Source organism: Methylocystis parvus OBBP (genome assembly GCF_027571405.1).
GTDB classification, from domain to species: domain Bacteria; phylum Pseudomonadota; class Alphaproteobacteria; order Rhizobiales; family Beijerinckiaceae; genus Methylocystis; species Methylocystis parva.
Map to the genome: position 1 here is coordinate 3,027,812 of NZ_CP092968.1, position 25,297 is coordinate 3,053,108.

A 25,297-nucleotide genomic window follows, 5' to 3' on the forward strand; every position below is an offset into this window, starting at 1 on the left:
CTCAATGACTTTGCGCATTCGGGCAGGCCCGGATCGCGCCTTGCGTTTCGCATCGGCGAGAGAAAATTCCCACGCTTTTGGCGAATCCTCGGGTGAAGCGGCCGCCAACTTTTATGGCGCTGAAAAAAATGGTGACGGGGGACGGCGAAGGGCGCGCAAAAGAAAAGCCCCGGGTCTTCCCCGGGGCTCTCCAATGTTCTGACGTTCGGCGGGGACTTAGAAGTCCATGCCGCCCATGCCGCCGCCCGGCATCGCCGGAGGCGCTTCCTTCTTCGGCGCCTCGACGATCGTGGCTTCCGTCGTGATGACGAGGCTGGCGATCGACGCGGCGTCCTGCAGCGCGGTGCGCACGACCTTGGTCGGGTCGATGATGCCAAGCTTCACGAGATCGCCGTACTCGCCCTTCTGGGCGTCGAAGCCGTAGCCGTAGTCGCTGGACTCGAGCAGCTTGCCGACCACCACGGCGCCGTCGCCGCCGGCATTGTCGACGATCTGGCGCGCGGGGGCCTGGATGGCCTTGCGCACGATCTCGACGCCGGTCTTCTGGTCGCCATTCTCGGTCTTCACGCCGTCCAGCGCCTTGATGGCGCGCAGCAGCGCGACGCCGCCGCCGGGCGAAACGCCTTCCTCAACGGCCGCGCGGGTCGCGTTGAGGGCGTCGTCGACGCGGTCCTTCTTCTCCTTGACTTCGACTTCCGTCGCGCCGCCGACGCGGATCACCGCGACGCCGCCCGCGAGCTTGGCGAGACGCTCCTGGAGCTTCTCACGGTCGTAGTCCGAGGTGGTCTCCTCGATCTGGCCCTTGATCTGGCTGATGCGGGCTTCGATGTCCGACTTCTCGCCGGCGCCGTCGATGATCGTGGTGTTCTCCTTCTCGATGCGCACGCGCTTGGCGCGGCCGAGCATGGGGAGCGTCACGTTCTCGAGCTTGATGCCGAGGTCTTCCGCGATCATCTGGCCGCCCGTGAGGATGGCGATGTCTTCGAGCATGGCCTTGCGGCGATCGCCGAAGCCCGGCGCCTTCACGGCGGCGATCTTCAGGCCGCCGCGCAGCTTGTTCACGACGAGCGTGGCGAGCGCCTCGCCCTCAATGTCCTCGGCGACGATGACGAGCGGCTTGCCGGTCTGGACGACGGCCTCGAGGATCGGCAGCAGCGGCTGCAGCGTCGACAGCTTCTTCTCGTGGATGAGAATGTAGGCGTCGTCGAGCTCGGCGATCATCTTCTCGGCGTTGGTGATGAAGTAAGGCGACAGATAGCCGCGATCGAACTGCATGCCCTCGACGATGTCGGTCTCGGTCTCGAGGCTCTTGGCTTCCTCGACCGTGATCACGCCCTCATTGCCGACCTTCTGCATCGCCTTGGCGATCTCTTCGCCGATGAAGCGGTCGCCATTGGCCGAGATGGTGCCGACCTGGGCGATCTCGTCATTGGAAGTGACCTTCTTCGAGTTCTTCTTGAGGTCGGCGACGATGGCGTCGACCGCGATGTCGATGCCGCGCTTCAGATCCATCGGGTTGAGGCCGGCGGCCACGGCCTTGACGCCTTCGCGGGCGATGGAGGCGGCGAGCACGGTGGCCGTGGTAGTGCCGTCGCCGGCGATGTCGTTCTGCTTGGAGGCGACTTCACGGACGAGCTGGGCGCCGAGATTCTCGAACTTGTCGGAGAGTTCGATCTCCTTGGCGACGGTCACGCCGTCCTTGGTGATGCGCGGGGCGCCGAAGCTCTTCTCGATCACGACGTTGCGGCCCTTGGGGCCCAGCGTGACCTTGACAGCGTTGGCGAGGATGTCGACGCCGCGCAGAATGCGGTCGCGCGCGTCGGTGGAGAAACGGACGTCTTTGGCTGCCATTTGGATAAACTCCTAAATTCTGGGGAGAAAGCGTTACAGGACGGGCCGAGTTATTCGACGATGCCCAGAATGTCGCTTTCCTTCATGATCAACAGGTCGTCGCCGTCGATCTTGACCTCGGTGCCCGACCATTTGCCGAAGAGCACGCGGTCGCCGGCCTTCACGTCGAGGGGAACGAGCTTGCCGCTCTCGTCGCGGGCGCCGGGGCCGACCGAGACCACCTTGCCCTCCTGGGGCTTCTCTTTGGCGGTGTCGGGGATGATGATGCCGCCCTTGGTCTTCTCTTCGCCTTCGATGCGCTTGACCACGATCCGGTCGTGCAGGGGACGGAACGCCATTGCAATCTTTCCTTTTCTGCGCGCCGGGCAGGGAAATCCGCCCGCCGCAAACCATAAGCGAAATTATTGGCACTCTCTTGCGACGAGTGCCAACAGCGCGTGGGAGATATGCCGGGACAGGGCGGATGTCAAGATTTTCGGCGGGCTCGCCCGCCAAGGAGAAGGCGCGGCGCTTGCGCTAGCCGCGCGCTGGCCCCCGAGGTAAGAAGACCTACGCCGCCCGAGGCGTCCGCAGCCATTCCCGGGACCTCCGCTTGCCCCCGATTTTCGCTTCGCCCCGCGCCTTGGGCCTCGTCGCCGCCATGCTGGCCGCCGTGCTGGACCAGTTTCACAAATATTGGATGCTGGACGTCTTCGGCATCGAGGCGCGCCAGCCCGTCACGCTGACTCCTTTTCTCGACGTCGTTCTCTCATGGAATTACGGCGTCTCCTATTCGCTGTTCCCGGCGCATGAAGACGCCGGGCGCGCTCTGCTCCTCGCCGGCCAGGGTCTTATCGTCGCAGGCCTGTTCTGGTGGATGTGGCGGGCGCCGAACCGGCTGACGACGCTCGCGCTCGGCCTCGTCATTGGCGGCGCGCTCGGCAACGCCGCCGACCGTCTGACGCGGGGCGCCGTGGCCGACTTCTTCTATCTGCACACGACGCTGCCGGTCGGGCCGCTCGCAAATTACGTCTTCAACGTCGCCGACGTCGCCATTGCCGCGGGGGTGGCGCTGCTGCTGTTCGAGAGCCTCTTCGCGCCGGAGCCACCGGCCGAGGGCGCCGCAAAAGCGTAGGGCGCCACTAAATCGCCAATAAGTCGCGCACATTGTGAGCGTTGGACGAGCAGGACGGGGCGCGCGGGGATCTGCGCGCGGATTTGTGCAGGGAGTTTTGACGATGAAGCTTGGACGGTCCTCGCGCCATGCGCTATGCGCCTTCGCCGGCCTTGCGGCGGCCTGCGCCGCGCCGGCTCAGGCGGCCGACGACAAGTCGACGCTGAGTTCGGTGGGCGAACTCGTCGGCTATTCTTCCGACCCTTCCGCCGACAAGATCGATTATAGCGAGCGTCCCAAGCTGGTCCTGCCGCCGCGTGCGGGCGACCTGCCGGCGCCGAGGGAAGACGCGAGCCGGCCCGACGGCTGGCCGACCGACATCGCCGCCGCGCGCCGGCGCAACACCGACCGTTACGCAAAGGTGGCCAATGCGCCGCCGGAGGAGGCGAAGAAGGGCCTGCTGGAGCGTATCCGCGGCCCCAAGCCGGATTACGCGCCCGGCACGGACGACGAACCCGGTTTCCTGCAGCGGGCGCTCAATGCGGGCGCGCGGTCGAGCACGCCCGTCATGGACGAGCCGCCGCGGCGCATGCTGTCAGAGCCGCCGTCGGGCTATCGCCGTCCGACGACCGATCTCGCCAAGATCCGGGACGTCGATCCCAAGAAGAGCACGTCCTGGTGGAATCCGCTGACCTATATGGGCGGCAACGGCAATGATAGCGACCCCGTCGCCCAGACCGCCGGGACGGCCCCCGCACAGCGGACGGCCGGCGGCAATGGCGGCGGGCTCTTCTCCGGCGCGATGCCGACTTTCCTCAGGGGCTCTGACAACTAAAGATTTTGGGCCTATATTGGGGACTAGGTTTTCCCAAATTTGGGCGGCGCGCCAGCCGCCAGAAAGGCCCGTTCATGTCGTCTTCGCCAGCGTCGCCGACCGTTTCGCTCACCCCGGGCGCGGCCGGCGACTCGGCGCGCGCGAGCGCCAACGTCTCGAATTTCAGGCTCGAAAACGGTCTCGAGATCGTGGTCATTCCGGACGCCCGCACGCCCGTCGTCACCCATATGATCTGGTACAAGAACGGCTCCGCAGACGATCCGCTGGGCAAATCCGGCATCGCGCATTTCCTCGAACATCTGATGTTCAAGGGCACCAAGGATCATCCGCAGGGCGAGTTCTCCAATCTCGTCGCCGAACTCGGCGGCCAGGAGAACGCCTTCACGAGCTATGACTACACGGCCTATTTCCAGCGTATCGGCAAGGAGCATCTCGGCACGCTGATGGCGTTCGAGGCCGACCGCATGAGCAATCTCGTCCTCACCGACGAGGTGGTGACGCCCGAGCGCGACGTGGTGCTCGAAGAGCGCCGCATGCGGACGGACAATGATCCCTCCTCGCAGCTCGACGAGGCGGTTCAGGCGGCGCTTTTCGCGCATCACCCTTACGGCACGCCGATCATCGGCTGGAACCACGAGATCGAGAGCCTCGACCGGGAGGACGCGCTCGCCTATTACAGCCGCTTCTATACGCCCGAGAACGCGATCCTCGTGGTCGCCGGCGACGTGGAGGCGGATGACGTGCTGGCGCTCGCAAAGGAGAGCTACGGCAAGATCCCGGCCCGCGCCGAGCCGCCGCGCCGCAACCGCACCAAGGAGCCGCCGCATCGCGCGCATCGGCTCGTCTCGCTCTGCGACGAGAAGGTCGAGCAGCCGGCCCATGAGCGCGTCTTCCTCGTGCCCTCGTACAAGACCGCCGCGCCCGGCGAGGCCGAGGCGCTGGAGGCGCTCGCCTATATGCTCGGCGGCGGGGCCACCAGCGCGCTCTACGAGACGCTGGTCGTCGAGGAGAAGGTCTCGGTCGGCGCGGGGGCCTATTATCTCGGATCGGCGGTCGACGATACGCGGCTCTGGGTCTATGCGACCCCCGCGCCGGACGTCACGCTCGACGAGCTCGATCGGGCGATCGATCGCGTGATCAAGCGCTTCATCGAGGAGCCGATCGACGAGGCGCATCTTTCCCGCGCCAAGACGCGGCTCGTCGCCGACGCCGTCTACGCCCAGGACAGCCAGGCCTCCCTCGCCCGCTGGTACGGCGAGGCTTTGGCGACCGGGCTCACCATAGAAGACGTCGCCTCCTGGCCCGAGCGCGTCGAGGCGGTGACCGCGGCCGACGTGACCGCCGCCGCGAGAAAATGGCTCGACAAGCGTCGTTCCGTGACCGGCTTTCTGTTGCCTTGCGAATAGCGAATTGCGAGTAGCGAATAGGAAGAGCTGCTCGCATTTCACGACTTGCTATTCGCCACTCGCCATTCGCTAGGATCATTCATGACCGCCCACGCCCCCGCCGTCACCGTCGCCTCCCGCGCCGAACATGTGCAGAAGATCGTCACGCCCGGCGGCGTCGCCGCCTGGCTCGTCGAGAGCTACGCCGTGCCGCTCGTCGCGATGGAATTTTCGCTGCGCGGCGGCGCGGCGCAGGACCCGGTCGAGAAGCCCGGCCTCGCCACCCTTCTCGCGGGCCTGCTGGACGAGGGCGCCGGTCCCTATGACGCGCGCGGCTTTCATCGGGCGGTCGAGGATCTCGCCATCCATATCGGATTCGGCGCGGACCGCGACTCGATCTCGGGACATCTGCAGACGCTCTCGAAGAACACCGGCAAGGCCTTCGAACTGCTGAAGCTCGCGCTGACGGACGCGCATCTTTCCGACGCCGACGTCGCGCGCGTGCGCAGCCAGCTTGTCGCGGAGCTGAAGCGCGATCAGAACGAGCCCGACGCCATGGCGTCCAAGGCCTTTCGCGAGGCCGCCTTTCCGAACCATCCCTATGGACGGCCGGTGCGCGGCGAACTGGCGACGATCGAAAGCCTTGCGCGGCCCGATCTCATCGCTTTGCGCGAGCGGCTCTTCGCCAGGAAGGATCTGAAGATCGCCGTCGTCGGCGCGATCGACGCCAAGACGCTCTCCGACCATCTCGACGCGACCTTCGGGCCGCTCGCCGCCCAGAACGATCTCGCGCCGACCGCGCCGATCACGCTTTCGAATGTCGGCGCGCGCCAGATCGTGACGCTCGACATTCCCCAGACGACGATCCGCTTCGGCCGGCCGGGCGTCACGAAGCGCGATCCCGATTATTTCGCCGTCGTCGTCGCCAACCACATTCTCGGCGGCGGCACCTTCACCGCGCGCCTCTTCCGCGAGGTGCGCGAGAAGCGCGGCATGGCCTATAGCGTCTATTCGCAGCTCAACGAATATGACCAGTGCCCCATGCTGCTCGGCGCCGCCGCGACCAAGAACGAGCGCGCGGGCGAGGCGCTGAAGATCATCGAAGAAGAAGTCCGCCGCTTCGCCGAAGAAGGCCCGACCGGGGAGGAGCTGGACAAGGCGAAGAAATTCCTCATCGGCTCCTACGCGCTGCGCTTCGACACCTCGACCAAGATCGCGAGCCAGCTCGTTCATCTGCAGCAGGATGGCTTCGAGCCGAGCTATCTCGACGAGCGCAACGGGCGGATCGCTGCGGTGGGTTTGGACGATTGCAAGCGCGCGGCGAAGAAGCTGCTCGGGGATGGCGGGCTGCTCGTGACGATGGTGGGGCGGCCGGAGGGCGTGTGAGGGCCGCACATCTGGATAGGGGGCCCGTTGGCGCTGAATTGTGATGGCTCTCACAACTCCTGATGTGCCGAGGAGCGAGCTTACAAAAGGGCTAAGTTTGCCAAGCGTATAATGCTTATCGTGGAACGCGATTTGTCGCGTCTATTAGCGTTATTTCCTGATTGGAATTTGACTTTCCTTTCCTCGGACGGAACGGAAGACAAAGGTTTGGCGAGAATAAGAAGCGCACCCATAATGGCTCTGCTAAGGACGCTCACGAGGTTGATACCGCACATCATGTGCATGCCCGAGAGTGCGTGATTCGGCAAGGAGCAGCGTATGGATACGCATATCTACGCCACAAGTAAAGCAGCCAGGGACAAAGCACGAAGTGAACTAAAGGATGCGTACGTAGCGCTTGTTGATAATACGAAATGGTCAAAAAGTGTCATTTTCATTTCTGCATACTATGGAGTAGACTTCGCTAACGAGCTATTCCGATTTTGTAAAAGCACAAATATAGCACAGGAAATAACCTTAGTTTTTGCGGCCGCTGCAAATAGCAACCGCTCAAATCAAATTACTGAACTACGCAATTTACGAGTTTCATTGAGAAACTTAGGCTATGCAAAAAAGAGGATAAACATCAGAATAGCCACGGATATCACATTCTTGCATACCAAGATTTTCGCGTTTACTGGTCCAGGTGGGCATAAACGTTACATGCTAGGGTCTGCGAATTTTTCTTCTGCCGCTTTTTTCAAAAACGATGAGGTTTTGATCCTTGAGCGTGGTCGTCATGACCGTATAGAATCTTATATAATGCATGTAATTACTAATTCATCATCAATTGATGAGGCATCTACAAATTCTGATATAAAAGATTGGAGAGGTTTTTTCAGAGAAGGATTTTTGTATTTTAAGCCTTCGCGCCAAGTGCCATATACAGTAAATTGCTTTGTAGGGGATGATTTTGCCGAGACGGTGAATTTGCTAGAAAAAGCAACCGGTGGAGCGGCGCTGGAATTTCACGATCCGGGCGGCCTTGGATCGCTCAATTTGGCATTGCTAATGCGAGATCGCACGAATGGCATTGCCCGTAAGCGCGTTTCCATGTCTGCATTTGCAATCGAAACAGCGTTCGGCCTTTGGGTTCCAAGCGCTTATGTTGATCAAGTGGAAACTCGAATCGAGTCCTCATCGCAGGCGCGCTTGAAAGACCTGAGAGAGCAAGGCCTCCGATTAAACGCGGTTTCAGACTATTTTATAAAGGAGCAAATCCGTCTTTATCTCGACGAGATCAACCTTCGTCTCGAAGAGATCGTGTTATCAAACGAAAACAGAACAACGATTGATAATCGCATCCGACGAGGTCTAAAACGTCTTATTCAAGCGTTGACGGACGAAAGTTCATTGAAACGCCTTTCGCGCCCGCTTATGGGTGTCCCCGTTCCTGAGTTTTGGGAAGACGAGCAATCTGGGAACGAGCTTTTTGAAACATTTGCCGAGTACGTTGCGTATAAATTGTCGATGTCATCAGGCATGAAACGACAATCATCGATAATATCTCATCTGGCTACGAAGTTCGGACTTTGTTCAGACGACGATGCGTTGGCCGTGCGCCAAAAAATGGAGGACTTTTTCGAAAATGGCGCTTGGCCATTGAATAATTGGCCGAAGGCTGTACGCCACGGATTTGACGACGTTTGAAATATGAGTTCGTCGGAGCGGATTGTCTTTATGACGCCAGCCGCGAAATCGTACTCTGCGAGATGTTTAGAGGCATTATGCCTCGCAGGCGAGGCAAGTGGCCGTCTGGCCGCCCCCTCACTTCACATCCTGCGGCAACAACGCCAGCAAATCCGCCATTTTCGGCGCGGCGCTCGGATTCATCATGCCGACGACATGATAGCCCGCGTCGACATGCAGGATTTCGCCGGAGACGCCACGCGACATGGGGGAGAGCAGATAGACGGCGCTCTCGCCCACTTCCTCGATCGTCACCACGCGCCGCAAAGGCGAGTTGTATTCGTTCCAACGCAGAATGTAGCGGAAATCGCCGATGCCGGAGGCCGCCATGGTCTTGATCGGGCCGGCGGAGATGGCGTTGACGCGGATGTTCTTCACGCCGAGATCGGCGGCGAGATAACGCACCGACGCTTCGAGCCCGGCCTTGGCGACGCCCATCACATTGTAATGCGGCATCCACTTCTCGGCGCCGTAATAAGTGAGCGTGAGCAGCGAGCCGCCTTCCGGCATCAGCTTTTCGGCGCGCTGGGCGACAGCCGTGAAGCTGTAGCAGGAGATGTTCATCGACATCAGGAAGTTGTCGAGCGTCGTGTCGACATAGCGGCCGTCGAGCTGGTCCTTGTCGGAATAAGCGAGACAATGCACGACGAAATCGAGCTTGCCCCAGAGCTTCTCGATCTCGGCGAAGACGGCGTCGAGCGTCTCCGTTTCGGCGACGTCGCAGCGGCCGACGACGGTCGCGCCGAGCTCGGCGGCGAGCGGACGCACGCGCTTCTCCAGCGCCTCGATCTGATAGGTGAGCGCGAGCTCGGCGCCCGCCTGCGCGCAGGCCTTGGCGATGCCCCAGGCGATCGAGCGGTTATTGGCGACGCCCAGAATCAGGCCCTTCTTTCCGGCGAGAATTCCGGCGAAAGGGGCGGCGGGGGTCTGGGTCATCGGGGCGTCCATTGCTAAAGCGTAAATTTCGGGTCGCGCGCCCTTTAGCGTGCTTTTTGGGCAAAGGAAACCCTGGGCGCGGCCGCTGGAAATCTCGCCGAGAGAGAAATCGAAAAGACGAGACGAAAATGCTATGTTGACTCCCATGGCCATTTGAGAGCGTTTGACCTATCATGCGATAGGAAACGTCTCTAGCGGCGGCGGAAGCCTTCTGTAACGGGCTGAAAATGGGTAAGAAAGCCGAGATCCTGGATGGTCTGGGCGGGGTGGCTCCCGCATTGCGCCGCTACTCGCGGGCGCTTTGCGCCGGGGCCGGGCATGCGCTCTCCGACGAGCTCGTGCAAAGCGCGCTCCAGAGCGTCGGCGCCCGCATGCGCGCCAAGGAGTTCAAACCCGCCGATCTCGCCGAGGCCCGCGTCGAAGCCTATGTCGCCTTGACCGCCCTGGCGGCGAAGCGTCTCGCCGACGCGCCCCGGCCCGCGCCGCGCCATCCCCCGATCGTCCATGGCCTCGCCGACCTCGCCTTCGAGGATCGCGTCGCATTGCTGCTCGTCTCGCTCGAAGGCTTCGGCTATGCGGCGGCTGCGCGCATTGCGGGCGCGCCGAAGGAAACATTGCTCGCGCGGCTCATGCGCGCCCGAGCGGCGCTCGGCGTCGAGGCTTTGCGCCCGGCGGGGGCGGAGGGCGCGCGACGCGCGGCGTCGCATCTGCGGGTGGTGAAATAGGCGCGCCTTGACCTCTCACAGTTTCATCGAGGAGGCCGACCTCCACGCCCTCGTCGACGGAGAGCTCGACGCGGAGCGCCGCCGCAAGGTCGAGGATCATCTGCTCGCCCATCCTGAGGACGCCGCCCTTGTCGAGGACTGGCGGCGTCAGAACGCCGCCCTTCGCGCCGCCTTCGAGCCGGTCGCGCTGGAAATGCTGCCGCTCTCGCTCAAAGACGCGGCGGTCCGCACGCCCCCTCCGGCGCAGGGGCCGATCGAGACGGGCGCCATCCATTGGGGGCGTCCCGGCGCGTCGCGGCCGGCGCAGCGGCTGGACGCGGTCCGGGCCAACCGCCGCCGCCAGGCGATCCTTTCGACATTGGCGACTTTGCTCGCCGGCGCCGCCGTGGCGGGCCTCGCCGCGCTTGTCCTGGCGGGCCGCGGCGAGAGCCCGCATCCGCCGGTTTCCGCGCTGCTGACGCAAAGCTACGCCGGACGGGCGGGGCTCGCTTACGCAACCTATGTCTCCGACGCGCGGCCTGTCGAAATCGACATTTCCCGCCGGGGCGAACTCGTCGCCTGGCTGAAGGAGCGGGTCGGGTTCTCGCGGCCGCCGGATCTCGCCGATCTCGGCCTGCGACTCCTCGGCGGACGCGTCACGCCGGGGGTCGCCGTCCCGGCGGGGCTTCTGATCTATGAGCGGGCCGACGGAGCCCGCGTCGGGCTGTATTTCGAGCGCGCCGAGGCGACGGGCGCGCCGCAGGAGCCGCGCGCCGGGCTCGGCGTCACGGCGATCGAATGGCGGGCGGGCGGCTTCGCTTTCGTTCTCGTCGGGCCGCTGACGGCGGAGGATATGCAGGCCGCCGCCGAGCGGGCGGCGACGGCGGTGGCCGCGCCGGAGGCCGAAAAGCGTTAACCGCCTCTCGGCGACGGTCTAGAGTCCGTCGCGGATTGGTGGAATAGTCCGAGGGCGATTCGCCTTTGGACCAATCGCCAGCGCGCGCATTTTGAAACGCGCCGCACAATTCCTCGAAATACTGGAGCTTGAAGATGCGTCTCGACGCCATCCCGATCGGCGCGAACCCACCCCATGAAGTGAATGTCGTCGTCGAAGTGCCGCTTGGCGGCGAGCCGATCAAATATGAGCTGGACAAGGCGTCGGGCACGCTCTTCGTCGATCGCTTCCTCTATACGGCGATGCGCTATCCGGGCAATTACGGATTCATTCCGCACACGCTGTCGGATGATGGCGATCCCTGCGACGTGCTGGTCGCCAACACCCGTCCGGTGGCCCCCGGCGCGGTCATTTCAGTGCGGCCCATCGGCGTGCTGCGCATGACCGACGAAGCCGGCGGCGACGAGAAGATCATCGCCGTGCCGTCGACGCGCCTCACCCAGCGCTACAAGGACGTGCAGAACTACACCGACCTTCAGGAGATGACCTGGCGGCGCATCGAGCACTTCTTCGTGCATTACAAGGATCTCGAGCCCGGCAAATGGGCCAAGGTCGCCGGTTGGGGCGACGCGGCGGACGCCCGCGCCCTCATCACGGCCGGCATTGAACGCGCCAAAGCGGAAAAGAAATAAAGCTAATCCACAGCGATGAGAAGCGATCTGAACGGACCCCGTCCTGGGTTGCTTCTCTCCGCCCGCGAAAACGCCCGCGCCGCGCTCAGGCCAGCGGCGGCGTGCGGGAAATCACGCCCTTGCGGAAGCAGGCGGGGCGATCGTTCCAGGCGACGATTCCGTTCTCGCTTTCCGCGAAGCGTTGCGCCGACTCGATCAATTGATCGACATGGGCGTCAACCGCGAGGTCCCCGAGCACATAGGTCCATTTCTCGGGTCCGGAGAGGGCGACCGTCGCCGGGCGCTTGCAAACGGCGAGGCATTCGACAGGCTCGACCTGCAAGGCGAGTTCGCGTTCCGCGAGCCGCGCGCGCAGCGCGTCGATCAGGGCCGCGCCGGGGCGCCGTTCGGGATCCGCGGCGTCGCGGCAGGACGTGCAAACGAAAATCGTCACAGGGGCGCTCGACACGCTCTCTCTCCCTCGTCTGGCTCCAATCCTTTTTGATCAGCGCGGCGAGAAAGACAAGGCTTGCCAAGCGCGCATTTACGGCTTGAAGGCGCAGCGGGCGCCGCCGCCCGCCTTTTGGGCGACCTCGGCCGCGTCGACCTCGCAGGCGAGCTCGGTGACGGCCTCGTGAATCGAACCCGCGGCGCCGTCAGCGGGGACGCCGTTTTCGATGAGCGTCGCGTAGAGCTCATGCGCCCTGCGGCCCTGCAGCTCGATCTTCCGCGCGCCGAAACTCAATGTGCAGGCGTGCATCGCAATATCGACATTGCTCGCGCGGCAATCGACGGCGTCGGCTTTCACCTCGATGCGTTTCGACTTCGCATAGGGCGCGTTCGCCGCGCCGTTGAGATAGGCGGCGAGGAGCCGTTTATCCTGCACATTGACGAGCGGCGAGGATTCCGCGGCGAGCGCGGCCAGCGCGAGCGCCGCGGGACCCGTGGAATTTCCGGCGGAAGCGTCGAGCGGCGCGAAACAGAAGAGCGCGATGAGAAAAGCAATGGAATTGCGCCAGGCCATGGAGAAACTCCTGCAAGCGACGAGAAATGCGCGCAGAGCTTAAACTACCTTGCGATGGGATGAAATCGCCGCGTTTGGGAGCTCAAGGCCAACATTCCGCTTCGCGGCGGATTACGCAGCGTCTTCCCGCGCCGATTGCGCGCTTCGCTCCGACGGCAAGCGGCATTGGCGCCCGAGCTGGTCGCAAAGGTCGGCGAGCCGCGACACGCTCTCGACGAGAACGTCGCGCGTTTCGGTGCGCACGCCATGATCGCGCAGTTTCGCGAAGGCCCGCGAAAGCGTCTCCTGTTTGACGCCGAGACGCGCGGCGATGAGGCGCTTGTCGTAAGGCAGCCGGAAACGGCACTGCTCCTCGCCCGGCGGGCAGAGGGAGAGAATGAAATGCGCGAGGCGCTGATCGGCGTTCTGCGCCTTGAGCGACTCGATCTCCAAAATGAGCGCCGCGATCTTGTCCTTGGAATCCTGCACGACCGCCGCGCTGAGCGACGGGGATTCCTTGACGAGACGCGCGAAGCGCGCCGCGGGAAATTTGAGGACGGATGTCGGCCCGATCGCTTCGGCCGAGACGCAGTAGGTTTCATTGGCGCTCGATGGCGGCTGTCCAACCGTCTCGCCGTCGGAATTGATGCCGATGAGCGTCTCGTCGCCGCAAGAGGCGATGCGCAGGATCTTCACGAAGCCGTGCAGAACGATGACGACCGCGCTGACCGGATCGCCTTGGCGAAAAATGACGGCGCCGTCTTCGAAGGTCTCGACTTTCGCTTCGAGCGTCAGGCGCGCCAGCGTCTCATTGTCGATGCTGGCGAAGAGGCGCAGGTCCCGCAATGACGGCGGTTCGGCGACGGTGACGCGCGCGCCGCGTCGGTTGGCGCGGCCTTTTCGCGGCTCGGCGAAGCTCAGCCCGATGTCCGTCTGTGACGCCACCCCACGTCTCCCCTTCTCGCGAAACGATTTTCGCGCGGCCTCGCAGGAATCGAAGCTCGGTTTGCCGCCGGGACCGCCAGCTCAAATGCAATGGGGTTCATCCGATCGATTTAATGAGGCTAACGCGAATGCGCGCGCCGCGAAAGCCGAGCGCGCGGGACAAACCGTCGCATGACCGTAATTTATGCGTCAGCTCGAGCGTGGCGGCGCGTCGCGCTCCAGAAGGAAGATCGCCTGCTCGCCGAGAAGATTCCAGACCCACCAGGGCGCATTGACGCGGATCGGCGCGCCGGCGTGATCGAGCGCGACGCCCCGCTCGATATGCGCGCCGAGAAGGTCGATCAGTTCGACGAAATCGCGGATCGTGCAGAGATGGATATTGGGAGTGTCGTGCCAGCTATAGGCGAGATTTCCGGTCACCGGCATGCGGCCGCGAAAAGCGAGCTGCGCGCGCACGCGCCAATAGCCGAAATTCGGGAAGGAGACGATCGCGCGCCGTCCGATGCGCAGCATGTTCTGCAACGCTTCCCGCGGACGGCGCGTCGCCTGCAGCGTCTGCGAGAGGATGACGTAATCGAAGCCGTCGTCGGGATAATCGGCGAGGTCCGTGTCGGCGTCGCCTTGAATGACCGACAGGCCCTTGGCGACGCATTCGTTCACGCCGCGCTGAGACAGTTCGACGCCGCGTCCGTCGACCCGCTTTCTGTCGGCGAGAAGGCGCAGCAGGGCGCCGTCGCCGCAGCCGACGTCGAGCACGCGCGAGCCTGCGTCCACCATATCGGCGATCAGCAGGTGATCGAGGCGAGGCGAGGCGGCCTTCGTCATGCGCCGGCCCTCAGGCCGCGCGCCGCGGCCGCCGCTTCGAGGAAGCCGCGCGTCGTCGCGATGAACATGGGCTCGTGCAGCAGAAAGGCGTCGTGGCCCTTGTCGGATTCGATCTCGACGAAGGAGACGGACGCCCCGCCGGCGTTGAGCGCATGCACGATCGCGCGCGAATCGGAGGTCGGATAGAGCCAGTCCGAGGTGAAGGAAACGACGCAAAAGCGCGTCGTCGTGTCTTTGAACGCCCTTGCGAGCGATCCGCCGTAATCGGCGGCGAGATCGAAATAGTCGCAGGCGCGCGTCACGAAGAGATAGGAATTGGCGTCGAAACGCTCGACGAAAGCGACGCCCTGATAACGCAGGTAATTTTCGATCTGGAAGTCGGCGTCGAAGGAGAATGTCGGGGCCGAGCGGTCCTGCAGCTTGCGGCCGAATTTGCGCTGGAGCGCAGCCTCGGAGAGATAGGTGATATGCGCCGACATGCGCGCCACGGCGAGGCCTTTTTCCGGGCGCACGCTTTGCTCCAGATAGCGTCCCGCGCGCCAGTCCGGATCGGCCATCACCGCCTGCCGGCCGACTTCGTTGAAGCCGATATTTTGCGCGGAATGTTTCGCCGCCGTCGCGATCGGCATGGCGGAGAAGACGCGTTCCGGATAGCTCGCCGCCCATTGCAGCACCTGCATGCCGCCCATGGAGCCGCCCGCGACGCAGAACAGCGTCTCGATCCCGAGATGATCGACCAGCATGGCCTGGGCGCGCACCATGTCGCGGATGGTGACGACGGGAAAATCGAGGCCGTAGGGCTTTCCAGTCCCGGGATTGACCGAGGAGGGGCCTGTCGAGCCCATGCAGCCGCCGACGACATTGGAGCAGATCAGGAAATATTTGTCCGTGTCGAAGGGCTTGCCGGGGCCGACCATGGCGTCCCACCAGCCGGGCTTGCCGGTCACGGGATTGACGCCCGCCGCATACTGATCGCCCGTCAAAGCGTGGCAGAGCAGGATGGCGTTGGAGCGGTCGGCGTTCAGTTCGCCATAGGTCTGGAAACCGATGGCGAGCGGCGCAATGCGGCCGCCGCCGTCGGTGACGAGCGCCTGCTCGACCGGGAACAAGGCTGACTCGCCATGGGGCCTGCCGCTCACGGCTGTGGTCTTGGCGCCGAACGCGTTCGACTCGGGCTGCGGCGCCTGCTGGGAATTGTTCAACCGATCCTCGCGTTCGATATGCCGAACGAATTGTTCGGCAACATCGAGAAGCGCGGCGGGCCTGTCAAGGCCCGAAATACAGGTCTCTAATATGGCGTGATCGCGCGGGGCCCGCGCAGCGCTTGCGCCGGCAAGCCGTCAACGGCCGCGCCAAAGCCTGCGCCGCGGCTTGCGGGCGCGCTCGCCGCATATTGCGGGCTTCCGCCGCCGCCGTCGGAGACGGGGCCGAGGTAGCGCCGTCCGTCCGAGGGCGCGGATGGCGGAGGAGCCGCGGGCGCGGGGGCCGGCGCGTCGGGTTCGGCGGCCGGCGCGGCGGCTGGAGCGGCCTTGCGGGCGGCGCGACGGACGGCGCGTTTCCCAGGACGCGGCGCGGGGGCGATCTCCTCCGGTTCGCCGCCGCCGCCAAGGAGGCTCGATTCGAGCGAGTCGACCGAGGCGGTGACGCGTCCGCCGCCAACCGGCGCGCCGGAGACGACGGGGCCAAGGCCGCCCGGGCCGGCGAGGCCGGCTTGGCCCTCAATGCCCTGGATCGCCATATTGCGGCGCATCGAGTCCGCGATGCGAGCGAGATTTTGCTGGGAGACGCCGAGCTGTTCGTACCAGCCCGCGAGTTCGTCGGCGGTCACGCCGCGCCGGCACAGGCGCATGCGGATCGAGGCGGGCATGTCGCCATTGCTGAAGAAGCCGGACTTCTCCCCGCGCCCGCCCGCCGAGAAATTATCGACCCATTGCCAGACGAAGGCGCAGCGAAGGCCCCCGGCGCCCGCGCCGATGGCGAGGCCGTAGGGACCGAGCGCATTGACCATGGGCCGGTTGACGATGCGCATCGGCGTGCCCGGGAAGCGCGTGAGAATTTCCCGGCGAACGCTTTCCTGCGTCGGCTTGGCCATGACGAGTTCGCCGCGCCCGCCGGCGGCCGGAGTCGACTGAACCTCGATGGAAAGATCGTTCCAGTCGCCGCCTTCCTTCGACTTGTCGAGCGACATGCTCTGGCGCCAGCCATTGAGATACTGCTTCTCGGTCACGCGTCCGTTGCGCACGGCCTGGGGCGGAAGCATGAGCACGGAGAAGCTCGCCGTATCGTCTTTCAGATCCGCCGAGGTGATCGGAGCGGAGAGCGTCTGGCCCGCGACGAATTGTCCGGTGACGGCGGCGTTGGGATCGGTCGCGAAGCTGCGCTCGGGCTGGCTCTGGCCGCAGCCGGCCAGACTCAGGCCGAAAGCCGCGCAGAGCGCGGCGGCGAAGAGAGGGCGCAGGCCGTTCGAGGAGGTCATCTCATCGGCTCATCGGTGGAGGATATTGGCCATAGGCGGAACCCCGCTGCGGCGTTGCGGGCGCGTAGCCGCCCAAATAATTTCCGGCCGAGCCCGCGCCGAAAGAGCGGCTCGGCGGCTGCTGGCCATAGCCCGCGACGGGCTGCTGGCCATAGGTCGCCGGCGGCGACCCGCCCGGCGGCAGGCCGCGCGCATTCGCCGGATTGCGCTGGTCGAAGACGGCGAGGCCGGCCTTGGCGGGATCGGCTTCCTGATCGGCCCAGATCGTGCCGGCCGGCGCGATCTGCTGCGAATATGGCGGCCAGCTCGCCGTCTCCTGCCCGTTCCAGCCCGGCAGCAGGCTGAAGCCGTATTGCTCGTAGGGCATGGGTCCGACGCCCGGCACGCGGCGGGCGACGAGCGGCGCGGGCTGGGTCGCCGGGTCTTTGCGATACGTCCCATCGACGGCGGCCGGGAAGCCCATTGCCGGCGCGCGCTGCGCCAGCAGGGCCAGGATCGGCGTCGCGCGGAAGCGGAGCGGATTGGCCATGTCCACCTGCGCCGGGAATTTGCCCCGGATCGCTTTCAACGTCGCCTGAATGCGCTTTTCCGCCTGGCCCGGCTGCAGGTCGAGCGGATAGGACGCGTTCTTCTGCGCCGCGTAATTCATGTCGAGCGGCGCGTAATTCGGCGGGGCGTTGGGAATCATGGCCGGGCCGGGCGCGATAAAGGCCGCGGTCCTCACGCCCGCGCCATGAAGCTTGTCCGCGCCCTTCTGATCGCAGGGCGACGGCGGATGGTAGTAATTGTCCGGGAAGAGAATCTCGACGACCTTGGCGAAGAGTCCGTCATAGCGGTTGGCGAGTTCGTAGAGGCCCTTCTCGTTCTTCAGGCGCTTGTTCGAAAGCGCGAGGCCGTAGACGGTCGCGTCCTTGGGGAACCATGCGACGGCGCGTTCGAACCAGAATTTGGCGACGTCCCACTGGCAACTGTTATAGGCGTACCAGGCGAGCGCCTGCGCGCCCTCGCCGGAACTCGCCTCCATCGTCACCTTGGCGTAGCGCGCCAGACGGTCGGCCTCGATGAAAGGCGGAATTTCGCGCGTCAGATCCGTCTCGAGCAGGTCAAGGAAAAGGATCATGTTGTTGGAGAGCGGCTCGTGCCAGGCATAGGCGACTTCCTCCGCTTCGCGCTTCATGTTGAGCGCGCGCAGCGAATGCGCGAGGCCATGGGCGATCATGGCGTCGCCGTCGTTCTGGATGGCGAGCTTGAACCATTCCAGCGCCGCGCCGAAATCGCGTCGCTTATAGTCGTACCACGCCACGAGGCCGATCTGATTCGCGTCCTTGCTGTTCTTGGCGTAGGCCTCGAATTTGGCCATGTCGGCCGGCGGCACTTCCTCGGTGCGCTCGTCATGCAGATAGGCGGCGATGCGGGCGCGGGTGATGTCGATCGAAATCTGCGCGAACTCGCCCGTTCCCTGGGACGCGCCCGGGACGGAGGCAAGCAAGGTTTCGACGTCGGCCATGCGGAGCGAGCCAAGCGCTTTCTGAATCGTGGCGACCCGGATCTGCGGGTCTTTCGTGGTCGTTAGAATGCGCTTGAACATGTTAACGGCGTCTTCATTCTGTCGCGCACGGGCGTAAGCCTCCGCAATCGTCCACAGCATGTCGACCTCGTCCTGCAGGTCGCTCGTATCCTCCTTTTTGAGATAGTCGACGAGATCGAGAATCTTGTCGGCTTTCCACAGCGCCGTGATCTTGAGCCGCAGCTCCTTGCGGCGCAGTTTGGTGGCGAGGTCCGCGGACGGCTTCCAGCCGGGGAACTCCCGCTCCTTCGCGTCGATCGCGGCCTTGAGGTCCTCGATCTTGTCGGCGGCGAAGAGCGCCCAGAACGGCTCCTCGTCGATCGCGTTCGACGCCGGCGCCTCATAGAGGTCCTGCGGCGGCTCGTAGCTCGGATAAAGCGCGTGCAGGCGCGTCAGTTCGGCGTTGACGCGCGCCGTCTGCCTCAGCGACGCATAATAGCGCAGGGCGAAGTCGTCGGGCGCGACGGGATCGCCAACCACCGGGATCAGCTGGCGCGGACGCGCCAATTTGGATTTCGGCTTGCCGTTGATCGCGGCCTGCGGGTCCCCCGGATCGCTGTCCTGCGGCTTGGCGTCCTGCTGCTTTTTGTCCGGCGCCTTGGCGGGGGCGGCTTTCGCGGCCTTTCCATCCGGGGCCTTCGCGTTCGCCGGCTTCGCGCCGGGAAGCGGCGCGGCGGCGCGCGCGGGCCCGCCGGCGGCGAGCGCCGCCAGAAGCGCGAAGAGGATGAGGCGGCTCATCGCAGGCATGAGGCGTACCTCATTTGCATGGCGATGAGCGACAGCATCTGCAGCGTGGCGGGATAATAATTGTCGGAGGGCGACAGCATGAAGAGCTGTTGCGGCGCCTTGGCGCCCTCCACCACGCAGGCGGTGAGGGCGCCGATCGCGCCGATGCCGGCGTCGCCGAATTTGCCGACTTCGACGCCGTTCGTCACGTCGACGATGGACATGGAGCCGCGCGTCTTCCTGACGAGAGCCATGAAAGGCTCATACTGCTCCCGCTCGCCGACGCCCGCCCAGGCCATATAGAGAGGAACGCGCACGGCGTTGTAGGAGAATTGCGCGGGAAAGCCGTCCGCGGGCTTGTAGGTCCAGTCTTTCAGCGACATCCAGTCGGGCGGCAGGGTTTCGCCCGCCGTGCGCGTGGCGTCGAGGAGGTTCAGCCCGGTTTGCGTCAGACCCGGCCAGTCGATTTCCGGCGCGACGAGCTTCAGCCGGGCGAAGGCGGGGAAGATGTAGTAGGACAGGTTGACGATCGGCCCGTCGGCGCGGTCGTTCTCGTGGAAGCCGGAGACGGCTGGCAGCAGGATCGCGCCCATCTTCGTCTTGAACAGCACCGTCTTGCGGGTGACTTCCACCGCGATGCGCCTGCCCGACGTGGTGTAGCTCATGTCGTTCCAGAACTCGCCGGCTTCGGCGAGCGCCCAGGCCACGAGAAGGTCGCCGTCGGAGGCGTCATTCATGTCGGCCACGGCGGGACGCTTTCCCGGCTCCCAGCGCCAGGCGAGAATCGCGTCGTCGCGCACCATCAGATTGGCGCGCGTCCAGCCCCAGATGCGGTCGAAAGCCGGACGGTCATTGGCCGCCACGGCGAGCAGCATGCCATAGCCCTGTCCCTCGCTATGGCTGATCATATTGTTGCCGGTGTCGATGACGCGTCCCTGGTCGGCGACGTAGCGCGCTTTATAGGCGGCCCACATGCCGGGGATCTTCAACGCGCCGCCGATCGGCAGGGCGCGCGCGTCGAGAATGAGGCGCGGCGGCTTTTTGGGGGCCTGTTCGGGCGCCGGCGCGTCCGGCGCCGCGGCGGGGTCGCCGGGCTGCTGCAAGGGCGCCTGCGCCGGCGCGGGCGTCTGCGCGAAGGCGGGAGCGGCGCAACTCGTCAGCATGCACAGAAGGGCGACGCGGAGCGCGAAGCTCATGACGTCCTCCTGCCGACATTCTTGACGAAGATGCGCGTCGTGAAGGCGAGAACGAAGCCGATGGCGAGCGCCGCGCCGACATAATAGAGCGAATGCAGAGACAGCCAGCCGGCGGCGATCAGGCGCGCATTGCCGACCGAGAGCGGCTGCGTGATGACGAAATGCGTGTTCGAGACCGGTATGGCGTCGATCTTCGCCTTGGAGATGTCGAGCAGCGACACCTGGCCGGTGATCTGACGCGACACGCGCGGATCGACGAGGCAGGCGACGGAGTCCGCCAGAGCGTCGGCGTTGGGCGCGGTGAGGACGGTCCAGACGTTTTCGTTGGAGCCGCCGAGAATGTTCTGGCCCAACGCAAGCGACGTCGCGGGCGACATTTCCGACGGAGACGTCCCGCGATCGAGGCCGCGGAACAGATGGCCGGCGTCGGTGAATTTCGCCTTGCCCCATTCGCCGATATAACGCGCCCAGTCGAAGAGCCAGCTCAGTCGATTCTCGTTGCGAAGCCGCGCATCCCATTCCTGGAAAAGGTCGGGCGCGTTTTCCTCTTCATCGCCCGTCGGGGCCGGTTCGGCGTCGTCCGCGGCCGGGTCTTCGCTATCGGTGGCGCCGACGGCGAGCCGGTCGATATTCCGCAGCATGGCCCGGAAGCCGCCGATCGATTGTGGCGGATGGCAGGCCATCGGGAAATTGTTTTGAAGGACGAGGCGATTGCGCGTCGCGGCGTCGACTCCGACGACGCCGTCGTCCTTTTCCGCGCCGCCGCGGCTTTCGACGCCGATCTTCTCGCGCCAGACGCGCGCGAGGTCGTCGACGGGCATATCGAGCTTTTTGAGAAGGTCGAGATCGAGCGCGTCGAAGGGCGCGACGGCGAGCGTCGGACTCTTGGCCTTGAGCGGCGGCGTCTGCGTGATCTCGAAATCGATCGGCCGGCCGGCGACGACGGCGAGATGGGCGACGAAAGTCGCCGCGGCGCCGATCGTCTTGGGATCGAGGCGCGGCATGAAGAGCTTGGAGCGGCGCTGCGCGCCCGCGAAGGGGAAGCCGCCCGTGGCGGTCACGGCGAGGTCGGGCAGACGGCCGACGCGCGCGATGGGCGGAATTTCGATTTCCGTCGAGTCGAGGAAGAGGAAGCGGTTGGGCGCGTCCTTGGCGGCGAGCGTGTCGCAGCTCTCGTCGGAGGGCGTCGGCACATGCGCTTCGATCTCGATGCGGTTGAGGCCGGGACGCAGGAAGCCGAGCGGCACGGGCAGCGGATTGTCCTTGAAGACCTCGCCCGTCGATTTGAGCAGCGGCAGGCTGACCGCCGTGCGCTCGTTCACATACATGACGAGCTGCGCCTTCGAGGTGAGGCCCGGCGAATAGCCGCCCGCGACGCGCACCGTCGCGCGGCCATAATCCGCCGGATAGAAGTCCGACGGCATGATGATGTTGAAGGCGACGCGGAACAGCCTTCCGTCGAATTCCGAGCTTCTGACGCCGATGTCGCCGAGCCGGATGCGCTGGCCGCCTTCGACGCGATAGCCGGGGAAGGCTGCAGCGGCGCGCAGGCCCGCGGCCGCGCCCTTGGGTTTGGTCGCGACGAGAAACTGCTTGATCGCCTCATCGACCTGCTGCGCGTCGGCGCCCGTTACGACGATCGTGGTGCGGCGGCCCGGCCCCATAGGGAGAACGAAGGCGCGCGGCTTGGTGACGAGGCCCACCATTTGCGGGCCGGCGATCGCGGCGAGCTCCGCCGCCGTGCCGACCAGGAGATCGGCTCCGTAAAGGCCGCCCGCAAGCGCGCCCGCGTCGACGACGGGCTGCTCGAAGCGGCCGATGATCGAGATGAGCTGCACGACGCGCAGCATGCGCTCGACGTCGCGCGTCGTCGGATTCGCCGGCATGACCGCGCGCAAGGGCAGCGCGCCCTGCTCGTCGGCGGGCAGCGCGCCGAGATCCGAGATGGCGTCGATCGCCGCGTCGGCTTCGTCGAGGATAAGGCCGGTCTGCGTCGGATCGATCTGCGTCCAAAGCTCCTGCGTCGCTTCGAGCGAACAGTCGACGCGGTGGCGTTGCTCGGTGGTGATGCGGACAGAATTGAAGCCCGGGCGCAACAGACCCGGCGGGATGTCGAAGACGACGGTCTTCACCGTCTGCACGGCGGTGATCGGCGTCGTCCCCACCGGCTGGTCGTTGATCGACAAAGTGAGGCGCGAAAATTCCGGCATCACCGAAACGGCGGAGAGATAGCCGAGCTGGAATTGCAGGCGGCGGCGCGCCTGCTTGTCGGTGATGTAGATCGGCCATTCCGAGGAGCCGATTTCTCCTGCGAGACGATAGCCCTGAATATTGTTGGCGAGATGCCGCAGCATGGTCGCGCGCGGCTTGAAGGAGGGACGCGCCGCGGAAGCGCCCTGGGGCGCCGGGGGGATTTGGACCGTCTGGGCCGGCATGGCGGGCGCGGCGGAAGGCCCCGGAAATTGCGGCGCCGGGGCGGGGCGTGCGGCGGCTGGAAATTGCGGCGCGGCCTGCGGCGCCGGCGTCGTATTCACCGGCGTGCGGTCGATCGTGACCGGCGGCCGGTCGATGCGCGAGACCTCGGAGGGCGCGGTGAGGAAGATCGCCTGCGCGAGCGCCTGCGACGCCAGCAGCGCAAAAGCGCCGAGGGTCGCGAAGGCGCGAAGGCGGCGCGGCGCGCGCGCATATGTCGGGAGCAGGCGCTTCATGCCGATTTGCGCGCCGCCGGTTGCAGCGCGTCCCCTCCGGCCTGTTTCTTTTCGCCTTCTCCCGCCTGCGCGACGAGGCGCTTCAGCCAGGCCGTCGACGGCTCCGTCGGCGCGGGCGCGGCGATGGGCTCGGGCTCGGCGCCCGGCTTGGACTTGAAGACGTAGCTGACGGCGCGGATCGGCTCCACGAGCCCCCACCAGATGAACTGGCCGGTGCCCGCCCAGACGCTCTTGTGCTTGCGGCGGCTCGCCAGGAAGCGCGGCAGCGCGTCGGAATCCCCATACATGAGGTCGGCGAGCACGAAATATTCCTCGGCCTGCATCGTGTCGAATTCGCAGCCGAAGACGTCGTCGCCGGCGTTGGGGCCGCGGCGGAAGATGAGCGGCAGGCTGCGCTTGCCGACGAGATCGCCGACCGGCTCGATGGTGAGGCGCGCGCGCGTGTCGTCCGCCTCGAGAAGCATTGGCGGCATTTCTTCGAGAAGACGCACGGCGCAGCCGCCGGCCGAGACGTTCACGACCTCGACCGCGACGCGCTGATCGCTGAAGTCGAGCCAGCCCTCGCGCTTGATGGTGAGGCGCGGATGGCGGTCGGGTTGCTTGCGTTCCGAGACGGCGCCGAGCGCGACGCCCGCCATGATGAGGTTGAAGGTGTTCCAGATGCCGACGATCATCATCAGATTGCTGATGCCGGGCTCCACGACATAGCGGAAGGCGGCGACCAGCGTGCCGGTCAGCAGCATCAGATAGACGGCGAAGAAGGGCCAGGCGAGCTCGGAAAGATGATCATTGTCGAGCGTCAGACCCTTCGCGGTGACGTTGAATGTCGGCTTTCTCGGATTCATCAGCACGGAGACGATCGCCTTGCTGAGAAAGACGCCCTGGCAATATTCGTACAGTTCCGAAACCCACGGCCAGCGCACCGTGCCGAACATGTAGTTCTGCAGCATGACGTTGGAGATCATGTAGGTCGCGGTGAAGGCCACCGCTTCGTCGACGTTCGACACGAAGATCTTCACGTCGAAGAGAATGTAGGCGAGCGGCGCCAGCATGAAGATGAGGCGCGGGAAGGGGAAGAACCAGAAAGTCATGCTCGAGAGATAGCCGAGCTTCTGAATGGGCTTGAGGCCCTTTTTCAGCGCGGGATTCTTGAGCACCATGATCTGGAGCATGCCCTGACACCAGCGCACGCGCTGCCCGACGAAGGAGGCGAAGGTCTCGGGCTGCAGGCCGGCGATCAGCGGCTTGTCGACGAAGATGCTGTTATAGCCCTTGGCGTGGAGTTCGAACGCCGTCTCGCAGTCTTCTGTGATGGTGACGCCGGAGAAGCCGCCCGCCTCCATCAGCGCCGAACGGCGCAGAAGCGCCGCCGAGCCGCAGAAGAACGATGCGTCCCATTTGTCCAAGCCGCGCTGCGTCATCGAGTAGAACATCTCGTTCTCGGACGGCATGCGGTCGAAGGTCTTCAGATTCTTCTCGATCGGGTCGGGATTGAGAAAGACGTGCGGCGTCTGAACCAGAAAGAGCTTCGGATAATCGATGAAATAGGCGACCGTCTCCTGCAGGAAGGAGCGGAAGGGCGCATGGTCGGCGTCGAAGACGAGCACGATGTCGCCCTTCACATGGGCGAGCGCGCTGTTCATATTGCCGGCCTTGGCGTGCTCGTTCTTGGCGCGGGTCAGATAATGGGCGCCGAGACGCTTGCAGAGCTCCTGCAACGACGTGCGCCGAAGCTTCGCGGCTTCGGCCTTTGCGGGGTTCTTGTCATTGCATTTCTGGTCCGTGCCGCCGTCGTCGAGCAGCCAGACATTGAGCTTTTCCTTCGGATAATCCATTGACAGCGCGGCGGCCGCCGTCGTGGCGAGGATGTATTCGTCCTCGTTATAGGTCGGGATGAAGACGTCGACGACAGGCAGATCCTCGTCGGGCCGGCGCGAAAGCGGCTTGCGCTTCACCGGATCGACATTGACGATAAGGCTGATGATGAGAATGCAGACGCAATAGAGTTCGGCCGAGAGCAGGACGAGGCCGAAGAAGAGGCCGACAGGATCGGAGGCGGGCGGCAGGGTGCAGGTCAGGCGCCAGTAGACGTAGCGGATGACGATAAAGCTCGAGAGCGCGAGATAGGTCTGGCGCGCGAGCGGGCTGCGGCCGAATTTCCACAGTGTGAGCAGGACCGCGATGATGGTCACGCTGAGCGACAATTGCGCCTGCACGCTGACAGGCTGCGTCAGCAACGCAACCGCCATCACGCCTGTCGCAATCCACGCGAACGCACGCAACCCGAACATCAACGACCCCGCATTCTTTCCGATAAGAATTGTAGACGGGAGGAGCTAAAAGCGGCGTTAACAATGGAGGCGCGGG

Annotated in this window: 21 protein-coding genes; 8 read left to right on the top strand and 13 right to left on the bottom strand. The window is 64.8% G+C overall.

The window, feature by feature from the left end:
• Positions 1–216 precede the first annotated feature (216 nt).
• Both groL and groES read right to left on the bottom strand, forming a co-directional pair.
• The gene (gene groL / locus MMG94_RS14765) at positions 217–1,851 is read right to left on the bottom strand and encodes a chaperonin GroEL (RefSeq protein ID WP_016919951.1); all 1,635 of its coding nucleotides are present in this window, start codon (positions 1,849–1,851) and stop codon (positions 217–219) included.
• Between the two features lie 50 nt (positions 1,852–1,901).
• A complete protein-coding gene (groES, locus tag MMG94_RS14770; protein ID WP_016919950.1) occupies positions 1,902–2,189 on the bottom strand; it encodes a co-chaperone GroES in 288 nt (95 codons plus the stop codon).
• 254 nt (positions 2,190–2,443) lie between these two features.
• Here groES and lspA point away from each other — a divergent pair, with 254 nt between their 5' ends.
• The 5 genes from lspA (at position 2,444) to MMG94_RS14795 (ending at position 8,239) form a co-directional block, all read left to right on the top strand.
• The gene (gene lspA, locus MMG94_RS14775) at positions 2,444–2,965 is read left to right on the top strand and encodes a signal peptidase II (protein ID WP_016919949.1); all 522 of its coding nucleotides are present in this window, start codon (positions 2,444–2,446) and stop codon (positions 2,963–2,965) included.
• A 103-nt stretch (positions 2,966–3,068) separates the two neighbouring features.
• On the top strand, positions 3,069–3,779 hold the full coding sequence (locus MMG94_RS14780; RefSeq protein ID WP_016919948.1) for a hypothetical protein: 711 nt from the start codon (positions 3,069–3,071) through the stop codon (positions 3,777–3,779).
• Between the two features lie 74 nt (positions 3,780–3,853).
• Entirely contained in the window at positions 3,854–5,185 is a 1,332-nt protein-coding gene (locus tag MMG94_RS14785; RefSeq protein ID WP_016919947.1) for a M16 family metallopeptidase, read from the top strand.
• Between the two features lie 81 nt (positions 5,186–5,266).
• Complete coding sequence (locus tag MMG94_RS14790) at positions 5,267–6,550, top strand: M16 family metallopeptidase (protein ID WP_016919946.1); 1,284 nt, start codon at positions 5,267–5,269, stop codon at positions 6,548–6,550.
• A gap of 318 nt (positions 6,551–6,868) precedes the next feature.
• Positions 6,869–8,239 carry a phospholipase D family protein gene (locus tag MMG94_RS14795; protein ID WP_154419693.1) on the top strand — a complete coding sequence of 457 codons (1,371 nt, stop codon included), beginning with the start codon at positions 6,869–6,871 and terminating at the stop codon, positions 8,237–8,239.
• Between the two features lie 117 nt (positions 8,240–8,356).
• Here the strand turns inward: MMG94_RS14795 and fabI are convergent, their stop codons facing one another.
• On the bottom strand, positions 8,357–9,214 hold the full coding sequence (gene fabI, locus MMG94_RS14800) for an enoyl-ACP reductase FabI (protein ID WP_040579222.1): 858 nt from the start codon (positions 9,212–9,214) through the stop codon (positions 8,357–8,359).
• 227 nt (positions 9,215–9,441) lie between these two features.
• On the opposite strand from fabI, the gene MMG94_RS14805 reads away from it, so the two are divergent.
• The 3 genes from MMG94_RS14805 (at position 9,442) to ppa (ending at position 11,505) form a co-directional block, all read left to right on the top strand.
• A complete protein-coding gene (locus MMG94_RS14805; protein WP_016919943.1) occupies positions 9,442–9,939 on the top strand; it encodes a hypothetical protein in 498 nt (165 codons plus the stop codon).
• A 7-nt stretch (positions 9,940–9,946) separates the two neighbouring features.
• Positions 9,947–10,834: an anti-sigma factor family protein gene (locus MMG94_RS14810; protein WP_016919942.1), complete on the top strand. Its 888-nt coding sequence runs from the start codon at positions 9,947–9,949 to the stop codon at positions 10,832–10,834.
• A gap of 134 nt (positions 10,835–10,968) precedes the next feature.
• Complete coding sequence (ppa, locus tag MMG94_RS14815) at positions 10,969–11,505, top strand: inorganic diphosphatase (protein ID WP_020372439.1); 537 nt, start codon at positions 10,969–10,971, stop codon at positions 11,503–11,505.
• 85 nt (positions 11,506–11,590) lie between these two features.
• Here ppa and MMG94_RS14820 read toward each other — a convergent pair whose 3' ends face one another.
• From MMG94_RS14820 to bcsA, 10 genes are all read right to left on the bottom strand, one after another.
• Positions 11,591–11,953, bottom strand: a complete 363-nt coding sequence (locus MMG94_RS14820; protein WP_026016249.1) for a DUF1636 family protein — start codon at positions 11,951–11,953, stop codon at positions 11,591–11,593.
• 75 nt (positions 11,954–12,028) lie between these two features.
• Entirely contained in the window at positions 12,029–12,508 is a 480-nt protein-coding gene (locus tag MMG94_RS14825; protein ID WP_016919939.1) for a hypothetical protein, read from the bottom strand.
• 111 nt (positions 12,509–12,619) lie between these two features.
• Positions 12,620–13,432 (bottom strand): Crp/Fnr family transcriptional regulator, encoded by an 813-nt coding sequence (locus tag MMG94_RS14830; RefSeq protein ID WP_016919938.1) that lies wholly within the window; start codon positions 13,430–13,432, stop codon positions 12,620–12,622.
• A gap of 189 nt (positions 13,433–13,621) precedes the next feature.
• The gene (gene metW, locus MMG94_RS14835; RefSeq protein ID WP_016919937.1) at positions 13,622–14,257 is read right to left on the bottom strand and encodes a methionine biosynthesis protein MetW; all 636 of its coding nucleotides are present in this window, start codon (positions 14,255–14,257) and stop codon (positions 13,622–13,624) included.
• Entirely contained in the window at positions 14,254–15,366 is a 1,113-nt protein-coding gene (gene metX / locus MMG94_RS14840; protein WP_244415333.1) for a homoserine O-acetyltransferase MetX, read from the bottom strand. The genes metW and metX overlap by 4 nt, the downstream gene beginning before the upstream one ends.
• Positions 15,367–15,545: 179 nt before the next feature.
• Entirely contained in the window at positions 15,546–16,733 is a 1,188-nt protein-coding gene (gene bcsN / locus MMG94_RS14845) for a cellulose biosynthesis protein BcsN (RefSeq protein ID WP_026016247.1), read from the bottom strand.
• 1 nt (position 16,734) lies between these two features.
• Entirely contained in the window at positions 16,735–19,047 is a 2,313-nt protein-coding gene (locus tag MMG94_RS14850; protein WP_154419691.1) for a hypothetical protein, read from the bottom strand.
• Positions 19,035–20,222: a family 8 glycosyl hydrolase gene (locus MMG94_RS14855; RefSeq protein WP_016919935.1), complete on the bottom strand. Its 1,188-nt coding sequence runs from the start codon at positions 20,220–20,222 to the stop codon at positions 19,035–19,037. The genes MMG94_RS14850 and MMG94_RS14855 overlap by 13 nt, the downstream gene beginning before the upstream one ends.
• Positions 20,219–22,930 (bottom strand): cellulose biosynthesis cyclic di-GMP-binding regulatory protein BcsB, encoded by a 2,712-nt coding sequence (locus MMG94_RS14860; RefSeq protein WP_016919934.1) that lies wholly within the window; start codon positions 22,928–22,930, stop codon positions 20,219–20,221. Before MMG94_RS14860 ends, MMG94_RS14855 begins: the two co-directional genes overlap by 4 nt.
• Complete coding sequence (bcsA, locus tag MMG94_RS14865) at positions 22,927–25,221, bottom strand: UDP-forming cellulose synthase catalytic subunit (protein WP_081495650.1); 2,295 nt, start codon at positions 25,219–25,221, stop codon at positions 22,927–22,929. Before bcsA ends, MMG94_RS14860 begins: the two co-directional genes overlap by 4 nt.
• Positions 25,222–25,297: the final 76 nt, after the last annotated feature.

Excerpts from the sequence above, each read along its gene's own strand:
- groL (WP_016919951.1), bottom strand. The coding sequence starts at position 1,851 with ATGGCAGCCAAAGACGTCCGTTTCTCCACCGACGCGCGCGACCGCATT.
- MMG94_RS14795 (WP_154419693.1), top strand. The coding sequence starts at position 6,869 with ATGGATACGCATATCTACGCCACAAGTAAAGCAGCCAGGGACAAAGCA.
- MMG94_RS14780 (WP_016919948.1), top strand. The coding sequence starts at position 3,069 with ATGAAGCTTGGACGGTCCTCGCGCCATGCGCTATGCGCCTTCGCCGGC.
- MMG94_RS14850 (WP_154419691.1), bottom strand. The coding sequence starts at position 19,047 with ATGCCTGCGATGAGCCGCCTCATCCTCTTCGCGCTTCTGGCGGCGCTC.
- groES (WP_016919950.1), bottom strand. The coding sequence starts at position 2,189 with ATGGCGTTCCGTCCCCTGCACGACCGGATCGTGGTCAAGCGCATCGAA.
- MMG94_RS14855 (WP_016919935.1), bottom strand. The coding sequence starts at position 20,222 with ATGAGCTTCGCGCTCCGCGTCGCCCTTCTGTGCATGCTGACGAGTTGC.
- MMG94_RS14860 (WP_016919934.1), bottom strand. The coding sequence starts at position 22,930 with ATGAAGCGCCTGCTCCCGACATATGCGCGCGCGCCGCGCCGCCTTCGC.
- ppa (WP_020372439.1), top strand. The coding sequence starts at position 10,969 with ATGCGTCTCGACGCCATCCCGATCGGCGCGAACCCACCCCATGAAGTG.
- MMG94_RS14805 (WP_016919943.1), top strand. The coding sequence starts at position 9,442 with ATGGGTAAGAAAGCCGAGATCCTGGATGGTCTGGGCGGGGTGGCTCCC.
- metW (WP_016919937.1), bottom strand. The coding sequence starts at position 14,257 with ATGACGAAGGCCGCCTCGCCTCGCCTCGATCACCTGCTGATCGCCGAT.
- fabI (WP_040579222.1), bottom strand. The coding sequence starts at position 9,214 with ATGACCCAGACCCCCGCCGCCCCTTTCGCCGGAATTCTCGCCGGAAAG.
- bcsN (WP_026016247.1), bottom strand. The coding sequence starts at position 16,733 with ATGACCTCCTCGAACGGCCTGCGCCCTCTCTTCGCCGCCGCGCTCTGC.
- MMG94_RS14790 (WP_016919946.1), top strand. The coding sequence starts at position 5,267 with ATGACCGCCCACGCCCCCGCCGTCACCGTCGCCTCCCGCGCCGAACAT.
- bcsA (WP_081495650.1), bottom strand. The coding sequence starts at position 25,221 with ATGTTCGGGTTGCGTGCGTTCGCGTGGATTGCGACAGGCGTGATGGCG.
- MMG94_RS14825 (WP_016919939.1), bottom strand. The coding sequence starts at position 12,508 with ATGGCCTGGCGCAATTCCATTGCTTTTCTCATCGCGCTCTTCTGTTTC.
- MMG94_RS14785 (WP_016919947.1), top strand. The coding sequence starts at position 3,854 with ATGTCGTCTTCGCCAGCGTCGCCGACCGTTTCGCTCACCCCGGGCGCG.